Source organism: Moraxella sp. CTOTU49097 (genome assembly GCF_032064105.1).
GTDB classification, from domain to species: Bacteria; Pseudomonadota; Gammaproteobacteria; order Pseudomonadales; family Moraxellaceae; genus Faucicola; species Faucicola osloensis_B.
In genome coordinates this window covers 132,314-145,835 of record NZ_DAMBOA010000003.1, presented here as the reverse complement: position 1 = coordinate 145,835, position 13,522 = coordinate 132,314, and the positions used below count along the sequence as shown (strand labels likewise).

15 protein-coding genes are annotated in these 13,522 nt (G+C 46.3%); 6 read left to right on the top strand and 9 right to left on the bottom strand.

Features of this window, described 5'->3' with window-relative positions:
* Positions 1-50: 50 nt before the first annotated feature.
* Positions 51-863: a sulfite exporter TauE/SafE family protein gene (locus RT064_RS03455; RefSeq protein WP_313061467.1), complete on the bottom strand. Its 813-nt coding sequence runs from the start codon at positions 861-863 to the stop codon at positions 51-53.
* A gap of 107 nt (positions 864-970) precedes the next feature.
* Between RT064_RS03455 and RT064_RS03450 the strand changes: the two genes are divergently transcribed.
* The 3 genes from RT064_RS03450 to RT064_RS03440 all read left to right on the top strand — a co-directional run bounded on the left by RT064_RS03450 (position 971) and on the right by RT064_RS03440 (position 3,193).
* Positions 971-1,900 (top strand): biotin--[acetyl-CoA-carboxylase] ligase, encoded by a 930-nt coding sequence (locus RT064_RS03450; RefSeq protein WP_313061465.1) that lies wholly within the window; start codon positions 971-973, stop codon positions 1,898-1,900.
* 26 nt (positions 1,901-1,926) lie between these two features.
* Positions 1,927-2,655: a pantothenate kinase gene (locus RT064_RS03445; RefSeq protein WP_313061461.1), complete on the top strand. Its 729-nt coding sequence runs from the start codon at positions 1,927-1,929 to the stop codon at positions 2,653-2,655.
* A gap of 64 nt (positions 2,656-2,719) precedes the next feature.
* Complete coding sequence (locus RT064_RS03440) at positions 2,720-3,193, top strand: hypothetical protein (RefSeq protein WP_313061459.1); 474 nt, start codon at positions 2,720-2,722, stop codon at positions 3,191-3,193.
* 71 nt (positions 3,194-3,264) lie between these two features.
* Here RT064_RS03440 and RT064_RS03435 read toward each other — a convergent pair whose 3' ends face one another.
* A complete protein-coding gene (locus RT064_RS03435) occupies positions 3,265-4,833 on the bottom strand; it encodes a TerC family protein (RefSeq protein WP_099808434.1) in 1,569 nt (522 codons plus the stop codon).
* Between the two features lie 315 nt (positions 4,834-5,148).
* Between RT064_RS03435 and RT064_RS03430 the strand changes: the two genes are divergently transcribed.
* Both RT064_RS03430 and RT064_RS03425 read left to right on the top strand, forming a co-directional pair.
* Positions 5,149-6,198, top strand: coding sequence for an esterase/lipase family protein (locus tag RT064_RS03430; protein ID WP_313061453.1), 1,050 nt, complete (start codon positions 5,149-5,151; stop codon positions 6,196-6,198).
* Between the two features lie 10 nt (positions 6,199-6,208).
* Positions 6,209-7,321: a lipase secretion chaperone gene (locus RT064_RS03425; protein WP_313061451.1), complete on the top strand. Its 1,113-nt coding sequence runs from the start codon at positions 6,209-6,211 to the stop codon at positions 7,319-7,321.
* An 83-nt stretch (positions 7,322-7,404) separates the two neighbouring features.
* Here RT064_RS03425 and hisD read toward each other — a convergent pair whose 3' ends face one another.
* The 7 genes from hisD to RT064_RS03390 all read right to left on the bottom strand — a co-directional run bounded on the left by hisD (position 7,405) and on the right by RT064_RS03390 (position 12,615).
* A complete protein-coding gene (gene hisD, locus RT064_RS03420; protein WP_313061447.1) occupies positions 7,405-8,700 on the bottom strand; it encodes a histidinol dehydrogenase in 1,296 nt (431 codons plus the stop codon).
* A 270-nt stretch (positions 8,701-8,970) separates the two neighbouring features.
* Positions 8,971-9,318 (bottom strand): gamma-glutamylcyclotransferase family protein, encoded by a 348-nt coding sequence (locus RT064_RS03415; protein WP_313061444.1) that lies wholly within the window; start codon positions 9,316-9,318, stop codon positions 8,971-8,973.
* Positions 9,319-9,334: 16 nt separating this feature from the next.
* Positions 9,335-9,997 carry an ATP phosphoribosyltransferase gene (gene hisG, locus RT064_RS03410; protein ID WP_313061442.1) on the bottom strand — a complete coding sequence of 221 codons (663 nt, stop codon included), beginning with the start codon at positions 9,995-9,997 and terminating at the stop codon, positions 9,335-9,337.
* Positions 9,998-10,010: 13 nt separating this feature from the next.
* A complete protein-coding gene (gene murA / locus RT064_RS03405) occupies positions 10,011-11,276 on the bottom strand; it encodes a UDP-N-acetylglucosamine 1-carboxyvinyltransferase (RefSeq protein WP_313061440.1) in 1,266 nt (421 codons plus the stop codon).
* Positions 11,277-11,295: 19 nt separating this feature from the next.
* On the bottom strand, positions 11,296-11,553 hold the full coding sequence (locus RT064_RS03400; RefSeq protein ID WP_313061436.1) for a BolA/IbaG family iron-sulfur metabolism protein: 258 nt from the start codon (positions 11,551-11,553) through the stop codon (positions 11,296-11,298).
* 92 nt (positions 11,554-11,645) lie between these two features.
* A complete protein-coding gene (locus RT064_RS03395) occupies positions 11,646-12,050 on the bottom strand; it encodes a YraN family protein (RefSeq protein ID WP_313061434.1) in 405 nt (134 codons plus the stop codon).
* Positions 12,051-12,057: 7 nt separating this feature from the next.
* The gene (locus tag RT064_RS03390) at positions 12,058-12,615 is read right to left on the bottom strand and encodes a hypothetical protein (protein WP_313061431.1); all 558 of its coding nucleotides are present in this window, start codon (positions 12,613-12,615) and stop codon (positions 12,058-12,060) included.
* A 66-nt stretch (positions 12,616-12,681) separates the two neighbouring features.
* Here RT064_RS03390 and rsmI point away from each other — a divergent pair, with 66 nt between their 5' ends.
* Positions 12,682-13,521 (top strand): 16S rRNA (cytidine(1402)-2'-O)-methyltransferase, encoded by an 840-nt coding sequence (gene rsmI, locus RT064_RS03385; RefSeq protein WP_313061428.1) that lies wholly within the window; start codon positions 12,682-12,684, stop codon positions 13,519-13,521.
* Position 13,522: the final 1 nt, after the last annotated feature.

Sequence of the window (13,522 nt, the reverse complement as noted above, 5' to 3'; positions counted from 1 at the left end):
TATTCTTTCATTTACTCATTGTTATGAGCGGTTTTTATATTTCTATGTAGTTAGAATAAATTAATGCCAAGCGCGCCCAGCATCATTTTTGCACCCACCATAAGCAGCAGACCACCAAACATGCGTTTTAAGGTATTGGCAGGCAATTGGTGCGCCAATTTTGCCCCCACCTTGGCAAATACATAACTCATCACTGAAATACACAAAAACGCAGTGATATGCACAAAGCCAATCGCCTCAGCGGGCAAGCCCTGTACATCTTTGCCAAAAAACATAAACCCGAGCGCCCCTGCAATGGCTATCGGTAAGCCACAGGCTGCTGACGTACCCACCGCTTGTTGCATGGTCAAACCAAAACGGCTCAAAAACGGCACAGTAAAACTGCCACCGCCAATACCGAAAATCGCTGATGCTGCGCCAATCAAGCCCCCGGCCCCTGTTTGTACAGGCGCAGATGGCAAGTGAGTGGTCGCGATAACTTCCGATTTTTTAGCCAAAAGCATTTTTAGCCCCATAAACAGCGCCATGCCAGCAATCAAAAACGCCAAGACCTTACCATGCAATAAATCTGCGATATAAGCACCAACAAAACTACCAACCACCAAGCCAATTGACATATTGCGCCATACATCCCAGCGCACGCCACCGCGCTTATTGTGCGATTGCATGGAGCTTATCGATGTCACCACAATCGTGGCAAGCGATGTCCCTACCGCCAAATGGGTAATGACATCGCTTGGATAGCCATACGCTTTAAAAATCGCCATCAGCACGGGTACGATAATCAATCCGCCACCGACACCAAATAGCCCCGCACACGTGCCAGCAAATGCCCCCGCCAGCAAAAACCACAGATACATCATTTTTTGCATTTCCTTTGATTAAAAATAGCGTTAGTATAGCAAACTTTATTTTGACGTTTGTAACATTGTGCCTAAGCTTATAAAACCCACCCTATGTACCCATCCCCATGAGAATTGATTCGCTTTGCCATACCCACTTAGCCAGCACCCACTCAACCAACAGCCAGCTGATTGAGTGGATGGTGCTAAGCTATCACGAGCAGTCGCCCACCGACCCTAACCGACCGCATTTTAGCCGACCGCATGTACTCACCGCCGCTACCCAATCAGGCGGACGTGGTCAACATGGCAGAACATGGCAATCACCGCTAGGCAATGTTTATTTATCGCTGTATGTGCCGACACAAGCCTATGCTTGGCAGCAAAATCTTTGCTTATCTTATCGATTAGATGGTCGCTTGTCACTGTGCGTGGGTTATCAGCTCTGTCAAATCCCTATTATAGAAGCCATCAACCAAACAAGACTGGCAAAGCATTTGCCAACCATTGGTGTCAAATGGGTGAACGATGTGGGTTTTTATCAACCACAAGACAACCTACCTGACCAATTTCAAAAACTCTCAGGTATTTTGATAGAGCCTGTCAATGTCGCAGGTCAGATGATAGGGGTCGTCATCGGTGTGGGGGTCAATATTGCCCATGCCCCTGTGCTGACCGAGCAAACCCAAGAAGGCTTAAACTACCAAGCAATAAGCCTGCAAGATTTGACAACGCAGCGCTTACAACCCAGTGAGTTTTATCAGCCCGTTCGCGATGCCATAACTAATGCGATTGGGCAATTTAATCAGCTGCAAGCGGCTGAAGCGAGCCAACAATTTATCCATGATTTTGCCCAAAAAGACGTATTAAAAAACAAGTATTTGCAAATTCATAACGCCTTATCTGAGCAATCAATCACAGGCATTGCAGCAGGTATCGATGCGCAAGGCTGTCTACTCATTGAGCAAGCAGATGGCAGCATACAAACGATTTGGACAGGCACCATTCAAGTTTTGGATTCAGCCGTTTCATCGTTGCAGGCAAATAAACACAAATAAAGCATCCCATTCAAAGGCTATTATTTATGACAAAACTTTGGCTAGACTTGGGTAATACCCGCTTAAAATATTGGCTCACGGACGATAGCGGTCAAGTGCTCGATCATGCGGCTGAGCAGCATTTGCAAGCCCCTGCTGAATTGCTCAAAGGGTTGACCTTTCGGCTTGAACGACTCAATCCTGACTTTATCGGGGTGTCATCCGTGCTTGGACAAGCCGTCAATAATCACGTCGCTGAAAGCCTAGAGCGATTGCAAAAACCGTTTGAATTTGCCCAAGTCCATGCCAAGCACGCGCTGATGTCGAGCGACTATAACCCTGCCCAACTTGGCGTTGACCGCTGGCTACAAATGCTCGGTATCATCGAGCCTAGCAAAAAACAATGCGTGATTGGCTGCGGCACTGCCGTTACCATTGATTTGGTCGATCAGGGTCATCATTTGGGGGGCTATATTTTCCCCAGTATCTATTTGCAGCGCGAGTCGCTATTCTCAGGAACGCGCCAGATTAGTATTATTGATGGCACTTTTGATAGTATAGATTCAGGCACCAATACCCAAGACGCGGTGCATCATGGTATTATGTTATCTATTGTTGGGGCAATCAATGAAACAATTCATCGCTACCCACAATTTGAAATCACCATGACAGGCGGTGACGCCCATACTTTTGAGCCGCACCTATCAGCCAGCGTGGAAATTCGGCAAGACTTGGTATTGGCGGGACTACAGCGTTTTTTTGCCGCTAAAAACTAACACTAGAAAACAAAACTAAAAACCAGAAATAAAATTAACCGTTAAGAAAAAAAGGAAATCACCGATGAAAAAAATCATTCAAACCACAAGCATTGCCTTACTCACTACGAGCCTATTAACCGCCTGTATGACTGCGCCTACGTTACCCGCCAAGCCAACACCTTCAATAGTCAACCAGCCCGCCAATGCCACTCGCACGGTCACGCTTGCACTGGGTCAAAACATCTTTGTTAAAGAACACCAGCTAAATCTGACTTTTGATAAAGTGCTCAATGATAGCCGCTGTGCCACAGGCGTGCAGTGTATTTGGGCAGGCAATGCCACAGTAGCGGTCACGGCTATGACCACCACCTCTCGCCCACAAACCCTCAACCTATCGATTGGGGCTTTGCGCGGTGACTTGCGTCAAACACAGCGTTTTGCCAATATGGATATCACCCTGACTGCGCTATCATCCACGCCTGTGTCCAGTCAATCTGCTGCCACGTCAAGCAGCAATCTGCCTACTATCACCTTGACGATTCAGCAAATTCCTTAATTGTTATATCCCTAAAAAAGTCATAAAAAAAAAGGGGTTAATTGCCCCTTTTTTTATACCCAATCAGTGATTTAAACCGTTGCCACCATCGGGGCTTCACGTTCAACTTTTAATTTCAAAATGCGCGATGTTGAAGTTTCTAAAATGGTAAACTTATAGGCACCGATATCAATGGTTTGATTGACTTCTGGAACATCGGTCAACTGCGAAATCAAATACCCGCCAATGGTGAACTGATCGGCATCGAGTAGCAAATCTGGATCGTCAAGCTCCAAACGTAGTTGGTGTAAACTTGCCGTACCTTCAACTATCCAATAATCGTCATACGGGATAATTTCTAAAGTTTCATCTTCATCAGGGAACTCACCTGCAATCGCCTCTAGCACATCAAGCGGTGTCACTAGCCCTGCTACTTGACCATATTCATCAATCACCATCGCCAAATTACCTTTGGCTTTTTTAAGCATATTGAGCAGTTTTAGATTGTCAATGCTCTCTGACACAAACACAGGCTGCTGCTTGTTAAGTAATGGTTTAATGGCGGTTTCAATATCTGCGACATTGTTATCGAGCAAATCCAAAAAGTCTTTGGCGCGTACTACCCCAAGCACTTTATCAATGGTATCTCGGCACACAGGGAACAAGCTATGCGGCGTATCAAGCAATTGCGCGCGCATTTCTTCGCGGCTACCGTTGATATTGACCCAAGAGATATCATTGCGCGGCGTCATGATGGTATGTACATCGCGCTCATTGAGCGCTAGTACGCCACTAATCATATAACGCTCTTCTTGCGCAAAGGGCATACTATCAAAATCAAAATGTTCTGAATTATTCTCTGGGGTAACCGCTTCTTCGGTTTTACCACCCATTAAGCGTAAAATCGCATCCGCAGTACGGTCACGAATCGGAATTTGATTTTCATATTTGGTTTTATTGCGTTTGGCTACTTGGTTAAACACTTCAATCAAAATTGAGAACGCAATCGCCGCGTACAAGTAACCTTTTGGCATATGAAAGCCTAGTCCTTCGACAATCAAGCTAAAGCCAATCATCAGTAGGAAACTTAAGCATAAAATCACCACAGTCGGGTGACGACCAACAAACTCAGTCAAGGCTTTAGACGCAGCCACCATCAATACCATGGCAATGATCACTGCCGCCATCATGATTTCAAGGTGTTTTGCCATGCCTACGGCGGTAATCACCGCGTCAAACGAGAACACTGCGTCCAAAATCACAATCTGTGCGACAACCGCCATAAACCCAGCTTGCACTTTGCTTTGGTTGGTATGTTCAGGTTTTCCTTCCAGCCGCTCATGCAGCTCTGTCGTTGCTTTAAACAGCAAGAAAACCCCGCCTACCAATAAAATAATATCGCGAACCGATAAATCAAAACTTCCCAAGGTGAGCACAGGATCGGTTAAGGTAATGAGCCATGAAATCATGGATAAGAGCACCAATCGCATGAGTAGTGCTAGACCTAGACCTAAATTTCGGGCTTTAGCGCGCTGATGCGGCGGGAGTTTATTGGCTAAGATGGCAATAAAGACAAGATTATCAATACCTAAAACAATCTCAAGAATGACAAGCGTCGCAAGGCTTAGCCACGCTGACGGGTCAGATAGTAGTTCTAACATAGTGGGTCAGTTATTCTCTTGTAATGAGGGGCAAAAAATCAATAAACAGCAAAAACGAAAAATCAGCCGTTACCTTAGCAAATCATAGCAAAAAATCAATGATAATTTGTGTCTGCTTTTGTAGATGGCACGCCAATTGTGCCAATACATCACTTGATATTTAACCTTACCCAAACCCTACATAGCTACTGCATCAACTGACTTTGCCAAAAAATATACTGATAAGTCATTTTATTTGATTCACAAATTGTTGATTTAGGTTAAATTAATCCATAGGACAGCGAAACTTCATTATGACTTTACAAGGATCAGTATATGTCAAATCATCGCTTTATGCGCCGTGCCGCCAAAGGATTGCTTTTTTCTTCCATCGCATTTTCTGCGTCTTCTTATGCGTCAAGCTATTACAACTGTGCCAATGCCACAGGCTGTGTCGCAGTCCCCTCCCTCACCGCCACCTCAGATTATGCAAAAACCAAATACCCTATCGTGCTTGCTCATGGGCTTGGTGGCTGGAGCAAAATGTTTGGTTTGGTCGATTATTTTAATGGCATCCCTCAAGATCTCACCAAAAATGGCGCCAGTGTGTATGTGACCAAGACATCAAGTGTCAATGACACCGAAGTGCGCGGCGAGCAGCTACTCCAACAAGTCAAAACCATCATTGCCATCACCGGCAGCCCGAAGGTTAACTTAATCGGTCATAGCCAAGGTGGGATTGATATTCGCTATGTGGCGGGTGTGGCGCCATCGCTAGTCTCATCCGTGACGGCGATTTCCAGCCCTGAGCAAGGCTCAAAAATGGCGGATTGGACGGTCAAAATGGTGACTGAAGGCAGTGCGGCTGATGGCTTACCGGCTGGCGAATTTAATACCGCCTCTTTAATGGCAATCAAGTTTTTTGAATTGGTGGGCGGTGCGATGGATATCGGATCTGGCGTGCCACTCAATCAACTGCAGCAGCAAGATGGCTGGGCAGCCGTCAATGCACTTACCACCAATTATGTGGCCAAATTTAACCAAAAATTCCCTGCAGCCATGCCGACCAGTTATTGTGGATACCCAAAAAACACGGTGGTCAATAATGTACGTTACTACTCACTTAGTGGCGCCCAAACTATGACCATGCTTGTCGATCCGTCTGATACGGTGCTGGGGTTGACGGGTTTATCATTCAATGGCGAAGCCAATGATGGTCTTGTTTCACCCTGTTCAAGTCGTCTCGGTGAAGTGATTCGTGATAACTATAAAATGAACCACATGGATTCAGTCAATCAGGTATTTGGCATTGTCAGTTTGCTAGACACCAATCCATTGACTGTCTATCGCAACCAAGTCAATCGCTTAAAAGGTCAATCGTTGTAAGCTTATGCCTATGGTTCCTTCAAACAACCCTAACACAAACCAACGACCGATAAACTGGCTAATAATCGTATTAGCCAGTGGCATCATCGCATTATTGATAGCCTGCATACTGTGGTTAAAACCTAAGGACGCTGTCAAAATAGCCAATCCTTTGCCGCAGGATGCCGCTAGTACGATGCCATCGGGCGAATTGCCCTCCAATCAAACCGTAACGCTCGCCAACGCGTCCTCCGTCACCGCGAACACTGCCCCCCTGCCCATATCACTGGCCACATCGCTGCCCAAATCGCTACAAGGCACCCAAGTCGATGGCGAAATTATTATCGATGAAAATAAGCAATTGGTGGTGACCGCAGGTTTGCGCCGACTGTTTGATTACTTTTTGTCCGCACAAGGGGAAGAGCCGTTAACCCAGATTGAACAACGGGTGATTGCGTATATTCGTGAACATACGCCTGAGCCTGCCGCAAGCCAAGCGGTTAACATTTTTCAAAATTATCTCACCTATTTGACTGCGGTCAGCCAGCTAGATAAGCCTAAAGTACAGCAAAACCCCAATGTCAGCGCATTAGATTTATCTGCCATTAAGAACCAATTACGCGCAGTACAACAGCTGCAAGCCCGCTATTTTGACGCCAAAACCCGTGAAGCCTTTTTTGGGGATGAACAAGCCCTCAATGACTACAACATGACGGTCGTCGAAGCCAACCAAAACGCACAACTGAGCAATGACCAGCGCCAAGCCATCATTGATAAGGCGCAAACCGCCTATATCGCCAGTGTTAAAGACCCAAATCTACAGACAAAGCTAACCGAGCAGCGCAATATTGACAAGTTATTAGCGCAAACGCAGCAAATGCAGCAGCAAGGAGCAACGCGAAGCCAAATCAATGCCATGCGTAGTCAATACGTTTCCCCCGAAGCGGTCAAACGGCTTGAGCAGCTTGACCAGTCCGAAGCGCAATTTGCGCAGCGTGTGGCAACTTATCAGACACAGTCTAACCAAATACTGAGCAAATTGGGTAATGTGCCGCAAGCACAGCAACAAATTGTGGCGTTACAGCAGACGATGTTTACGCCTGAAGAACGGCTACGCCTAGATGTATTGACAAAGCAGCGTTAACTTCCCCGTTAAAATGAGTTAAAGGAGTTAAATGCCCTGTTGAATTGCCATAAGCTGTTGAATTACCAAAGGCGCGTTTGAACCTATTTTACACGGTAACGGGCTGAACGTGCGTGGGCATCCAAATTTTCTTCCACTGCCAATATATCGGCAGTTTTTGCCAGCGTTTGGCTACCTTGCTCGCTACAATAAATAATCGAAGATTTCTTTTGAAAATCATACACGCCGAGCGGTGAACTAAAGCGTGCGGTACCTGACGTTGGCAATACGTGATTAGGGCCAGCGCAATAATCACCAATGGCTTCAGGAGTATAGCGCCCCATAAAGATAGCGCCCGCATGGCGGACATCTTTGACCATTGCCTCTGGATCATCTACCGATAATTCCAAATGCTCCGGCGCAATGCGGTTAATAACCTCAACACCCTCTGCTCGGTCTTTCACCAAAATCAGCGCGCCACGGTTGGCAATCGCCGCTTTAGCGATTTCAGCTTTTGGCAAATCTGCTAAGGCTTTTTCGATTTCCTGCGCAACTTTTTTGAGTAATGGCTCAGATGGGGTGACAAAAATTGCTTGCGCGACAGTGTCATGCTCAGCTTGCGACAATAAATCCATGGCTAACCAATCCGCTTTATCATTTGCCACACCTTCGGCATATACCAGTACTTCCGAGGGACCTGCAATCATGTCAATGCCCACTTGCCCAAACACGGCGCGTTTGGCGGCTGCCACGTATTTGTTGCCAGGTCCTGTGATTTTATCGACTTGCGGGATTGTGTTAGTGCCGTAAGCCAACGCTGCCACCGCTTGCGCGCCCCCAATGGTAAAGACTTTATCCACACCCGCCAAATAAGCGGCCGCCAATACCAAGGGATTTAGTTCACCATGCGGGGCAGGCACCACCATGATAATTTGCCCGACCCCTGCCACTTTGGCGGGTAACGCATTCATCAAGACGCTGGAGGGATAACTTGCCAGCCCACCTGGCACATAAATACCCACTTTATCGAGTGGCGTAACTTGTTGTCCAAGCGTATTGCCTAGCGCATCTTGATACGTCCAGCTTTCTTGCCGTTGGCGCTCGTGAAAAGATGTGACGCGCTGTGCTGCCAGTTCAAGCGCTTGCTTGATTGTAGGATTTAACCCATCAAATGCTTGTTTGAGCTTTTCTTGTGGAATCTCTAGCTCAGCAAAAGTTTTGGCAGGATGGTTGTCAAATTGTTGGGTCAGCTTTAACACCACCTCATCCCCACCCTGACGCACTTGCGCGATAATATCATCGACCGTAGCCAGTAGCGCTGGATCATTTACCGTTTCAAAAGCAAGCAGCTCTGTCAATTCCTGCTCAAAACTGGCTTGTTGGCTATTTAACAATCGCATGGTATTCCCCTAAGAATAAAAATGACTAACACATAGCATAACAAATTTCTTCATGGATGAAAGCGGCTTTTTAGCCTGCAAAGCTTCGCCAACCCATCAAAATTAGTGCATTAAAACCAGCGCATCAAAATCGGCTAAACTGGGCCAATCCGTCACCACTTTTAGTTTTCGCCCAGTTAAAATTCGCCCAGTTAAAAAAAGACGTCTTAATAACGTCTTTTTTAATTTTCAATGTCTTGATTTTCAATGTTTTTATCTTCAAAGACAACTTTAATAATGCTGTAGATTATCGAGTGCATACACAAAGGTTTGGATTTTCGCACCATTGTCAAGCGTGGCGGTTACTTCAATGCGCTGATAGGCTTCACCTTCAAACTCATCTAGCCGCGCCCAATGATTGGCCAAATCATCCGACGAAAACACCCATCCGGCTACCATGTCGCCTTGTTCATCTGGGATGACTGCAGGAAATCCGAGCGCCGAGCCCCAACCGCCATCTGGCATCAAATGCCCACGAATAGTCGCAGGCTGCCAACTGCCGTTGTTGATAGGTGTCATGATAGCGTGGTTGTCGCAATTGGGCGCTAACGTGCCATACACAAAAAGATGCTGCATCATGGTGATTTTTGAACCGTTACTGGGTGTTATCAGCGACGCTTTGCTTGAAGCTTTCAATGATTGGCTCAAGTAGGGCAAATTTGCGTTTATAGCTGACCTGATTGACAATCAAACGCGAAGAGACTTGGCAAATCTCTTGGCGCGGCTCTAGACCATTGGCTTTTAAGGTATTACCGGTATCGACCACATCCACAATCAAATCTCCCAAGCCCACCAAGGGCGCAAGTTCCATGGAACCATAGAGTTTAATCACATCCACTTGTTCACCGCGACTGGCAAAAAATGCGCGCGTCACATTGACATATTTGGTAGCAATTCGAAGACGACGACTGGGTAATTGTAGCCCCACTTTACCTGCCGTCATCAAACGGCATTTGGCAATTTGTAAGTCAAGCAATTCATATAAATTGCTTGAGCCATGCTCCATCAGCACATCTTTACCCGCCACACCAAAATCTGCCGCCCCATGCTCCACATAGGTTGGCACGTCACTGGCGCGTAAAATCAAAATCCGCACGTCAGCATGCGTGGTCGGGAAAATAAGTTTACGTGATTCTTCGGGGTCTTCAAGTAGTTCGATACCTGCCTTTTCTAGCAGAGGCAAGGTATCTTTTAAGATTCGCCCTTTGGATAACGCTAAGGTAAGACCGTTATAATTGGCATCATTTGCTTGTGTCATTGTCTTATACCTGTTATTCGCCTTTTACCCGCTCAATGGTCACGCCCAAGCCGCGCAGTTTATCTTCCACATATTCATAACCACGGTCAATGTGGTAAATGCGCTCGATACAGGTCTCGCCTTGGGCTGCCACCGCTGCCATTACCAGTGACATGGAAGCGCGTAAATCGGTTGCAATGACAGGCGCGGCATTGAGTTTATCGACGCCTTGAACAACGGCGGTATGGCCATCGACTTTGATATTGGCGCCCATACGTTGCAGCTCAGGGACATGCATGTAGCGATTTTCAAAAATATTCTCAATAATGGTACTAGTACCTTCTGCAATACAGCAAACTGTCATGAGCTGGGCTTGCATATCGGTTGGGAACGCAGGGTGTGGTAATGTGCGGATATCAACGGCTTTTGGACGACCTGCCATTTTGACATTAATCCAGTCGCTGCCAACCGTGACTTGGGCGCCCATTTCTTCAAATTTTTTAAGCACGGATTGCATCAAGCTTGCTTCGGTTTTTTTGGCAGTCACTTCCCCGCCTGTCATCATGGCAAGCGCAAGATATGAGCCTGTTTCGATACGGTCTGGTACTACTGAGTACTCACAGCCATTTAATTTATCAACGCCTTCAATGGTCATATAAGCGGTGCCAATGCCTTCAATTTTTGCACCCATTTTGACAAGCATATTAGCCAGATCAACTACTTCTGGTTCACGCGCACAGTTTTCTAGGTGCGTGGTTCCTTCCGCCAATGCCGCTGCCATGATGGTATTTTCAGTGCCGCCAACCGTGACCATATCAAAGGTGAAATGACAACCTTTTAGCCGACCGCTAGCAGGTGCTTTGGCTTTGACATAGCCATTTTCAACGGTAATGGTCGCCCCCATCGCTTCCAAGGCTTTTAGGTGTTGGTCGACAGGGCGTGAGCCAATTGCGCAGCCACCGGGCAGCGACACTTCAGCCTCCCCAAAGCGCGCAAGCAGCGGCCCCAATACCAAAATCGATGCACGCATGGTTTTGACCAGCTCATACGGGGCATAGTAGCTATTGATGGTACTGGTATCGCAAGTCACCGTATCGCCGTTCTTTTCAATGGTGATACCCGTGCCCGCAATCAATTTGACCAAGGTATTGACGTCTTTGAGTGTCGGTACATTGTGCAGGGTGACTGGGGTTTCTGCCAAAATCATTGCCGCAAGCAAGGGCAATGCCGCATTTTTAGCACCAGAGATGACCACTTCCCCTTTAACTTGAGTGCCACCCGTGATTAAAAATTTATCCATGTGTTTCTCCTAAAATGGCTTATTGCGCAGCTTGTTTGGCTTGCATCTCATGCCACTGGGCATAGGTCAACGCTTGGATATTCAGTGCATGGATTTCACCTGACGCAAATTTATCAGACACCAACCCCAATAAGGCTTGTTGACGCGCGACAGGACGTTTACCCTCAAAGCTATCATCCACCACGCGCACATCAAATTTGTTGCCTTGATTGGCGGCTTCGATTTTGCCACTCGGAAAATGGGGTTGTAGTAAAGTAATTAAATCTTGTGCGTTCATGGGAAATACCTAATAAAAGAGGGGTAAAATTATACTATTTTGCTGCGTAGCATAGCATAATTTTTGCTAAGTTTATACGTTATACAAAATGCTTAATTTACGCTAAAAGCGTCCTTAATCCACGTAGGCGTTGGCATGACAGCCTCCCCTACAGCTTGAGCGCCTTCATAACTTACCACATCAAAGCGAATGTCAAAGTTATCAAATTGCGGATGCGCTTGTAAGAAAGCTGCGGTGGTTTTAATGATTTTACGTTGTTTGGCGGGGGTGATACTGTCTAAACTTGTGCCAAATTGGCTGGATTTTCGTTGACGCACTTCGACAATGACTAAGCATGGGATTTTTTGTGTCGGCTCAAGCATCACCAAATCAAGCTCGCCCAAGTTTTTGTAGTGCCAGTTTTTGGCAAAAAACGTTAAACCTTGCGCTTCAAGGTAGTGTTTGGCGAGGGTTTCATAATAATCGCCTTGGCGCTGTTTTGGGGCGGTGAGTTTCATTGTTGCGTTATTTTACTGTTGCAAAGGATTTTTCTAAAGCGGCACAAGTTGGGTATTTTTGCTGTAATTTTGCCAAATAATAGGCTTGGTTGTTGTCGATAAAGCCATCCAAAATCCCTGCATAATTTTGACCAATTCCACATCGTTGCTGTTGTCGGTTCCAACTGACGGGTATTATCAGCGGCTTTTGTAAAATCAGCTGGTTGTTTTGACAAGTCAGCTCTGCCACACTATCAATGCGGTAATTATGCAGTTTACCCCCATCATAATAACTGGCTAATGCCACGACGATATCGTTGGGTTTTAGTGAATTAGTAGCAAAAATACCTTCAAAACGCTGCGCCGATGGCAAAATAAGCCGTTGACGCCATGTGCGAAATGCCCAGTGATAATCGGTGAATTTTAAGCTAAAACCTTGCTTTGCTTGGCTTTCACGTTGCAATTCACCGCCTTTTTCGATACTGGCAATGCGTCCGACCAACACATCGGCCGGGGATGAGGGTAAACAAGCCTCTGCGGTTGAAATTAAACTTACACCTAAAATAGCAAAGCAAATTGTTTTCACGACAAATCCTTTTTTCCGCAGAAAACCTTATAATACCACCAATATTTAGCAAAATTTGAGAAAATCATGGACCAAAACGGCACACTCTATATCGTCGCCACCCCGATTGGTAATTTATCCGATATCACCGCCCACGCTATCGACTGCCTAAAAAGCGTGGCTATCATCGCCTGCGAGGACACCCGCACCTCGGGCAAACTGCTCAATCACTTTAACATCCCCACCAAAACTTGGGCTTATCACGACCACAATGCCGAAGTACAGACCCCTAAACTGATTGAGATATTACAGTCAGGGCAAAGTATCGCGCTTATCAGTGATGCCGGTACCCCGCTGATTAGCGACCCTGGTTTTCGACTGGTACGCGCCTGTCACCAAGCCGGTATCAAAGTCTCACCGGTTGTCGGCGCCAGTGCTGCCATAGCCGCCCTATCGGTCGCAGGATTACCCTCAGACAAGTTTTATTTTTATGGCTTTTTGCCTGCCAAAACCGCAGGACGACAAAGCGAACTTGCCAAAATCAAAGATTTAACCGCTACGCTGATTTTTTATGAAGCGCCCCATCGTATTGTTGAGTGTATCGATGACATGATTATGGTGCTTGGCGACAATCGACAAGTGACGTTTTGCCGTGAGATAACCAAAACGTTTGAAACCATTTATCCATCAACGCTTGGTGAACTAAAGCAGTTTGTTGCAAGCGATGCCAATCAGCAAAAAGGGGAAATGGTACTCGTAGTGGCAGGAGCGAGCGAATCGACAGACGATCACGGCAAACATGATAAATTGCTAAAACGCTTACTTGAAGATTTGTCGGTAAAAAAAGCGGCACAGCTCGCCAGCGATATCACAGGGGCTAAGAAAAATGCCTTATATGAACGTGCTTTGCTTTTACAAGGTAAATAAG

Excerpts from the sequence above, each read along its gene's own strand:
- RT064_RS03455 (WP_313061467.1), bottom strand. The coding sequence starts at position 863 with ATGATGTATCTGTGGTTTTTGCTGGCGGGGGCATTTGCTGGCACGTGT.
- RT064_RS03425 (WP_313061451.1), top strand. The coding sequence starts at position 6,209 with ATGGTTCCTTCAAACAACCCTAACACAAACCAACGACCGATAAACTGG.
- RT064_RS03430 (WP_313061453.1), top strand. The coding sequence starts at position 5,149 with ATGTCAAATCATCGCTTTATGCGCCGTGCCGCCAAAGGATTGCTTTTT.
- rsmI (WP_313061428.1), top strand. The coding sequence starts at position 12,682 with ATGGACCAAAACGGCACACTCTATATCGTCGCCACCCCGATTGGTAAT.
- murA (WP_313061440.1), bottom strand. The coding sequence starts at position 11,276 with ATGGATAAATTTTTAATCACGGGTGGCACTCAAGTTAAAGGGGAAGTG.
- RT064_RS03435 (WP_099808434.1), bottom strand. The coding sequence starts at position 4,833 with ATGTTAGAACTACTATCTGACCCGTCAGCGTGGCTAAGCCTTGCGACG.
- RT064_RS03415 (WP_313061444.1), bottom strand. The coding sequence starts at position 9,318 with ATGATGCAGCATCTTTTTGTGTATGGCACGTTAGCGCCCAATTGCGAC.
- RT064_RS03440 (WP_313061459.1), top strand. The coding sequence starts at position 2,720 with ATGAAAAAAATCATTCAAACCACAAGCATTGCCTTACTCACTACGAGC.
- RT064_RS03400 (WP_313061436.1), bottom strand. The coding sequence starts at position 11,553 with ATGAACGCACAAGATTTAATTACTTTACTACAACCCCATTTTCCGAGT.
- RT064_RS03445 (WP_313061461.1), top strand. The coding sequence starts at position 1,927 with ATGACAAAACTTTGGCTAGACTTGGGTAATACCCGCTTAAAATATTGG.
- RT064_RS03450 (WP_313061465.1), top strand. The coding sequence starts at position 971 with ATGAGAATTGATTCGCTTTGCCATACCCACTTAGCCAGCACCCACTCA.
- hisG (WP_313061442.1), bottom strand. The coding sequence starts at position 9,997 with ATGACACAAGCAAATGATGCCAATTATAACGGTCTTACCTTAGCGTTA.
- hisD (WP_313061447.1), bottom strand. The coding sequence starts at position 8,700 with ATGCGATTGTTAAATAGCCAACAAGCCAGTTTTGAGCAGGAATTGACA.
- RT064_RS03395 (WP_313061434.1), bottom strand. The coding sequence starts at position 12,050 with ATGAAACTCACCGCCCCAAAACAGCGCCAAGGCGATTATTATGAAACC.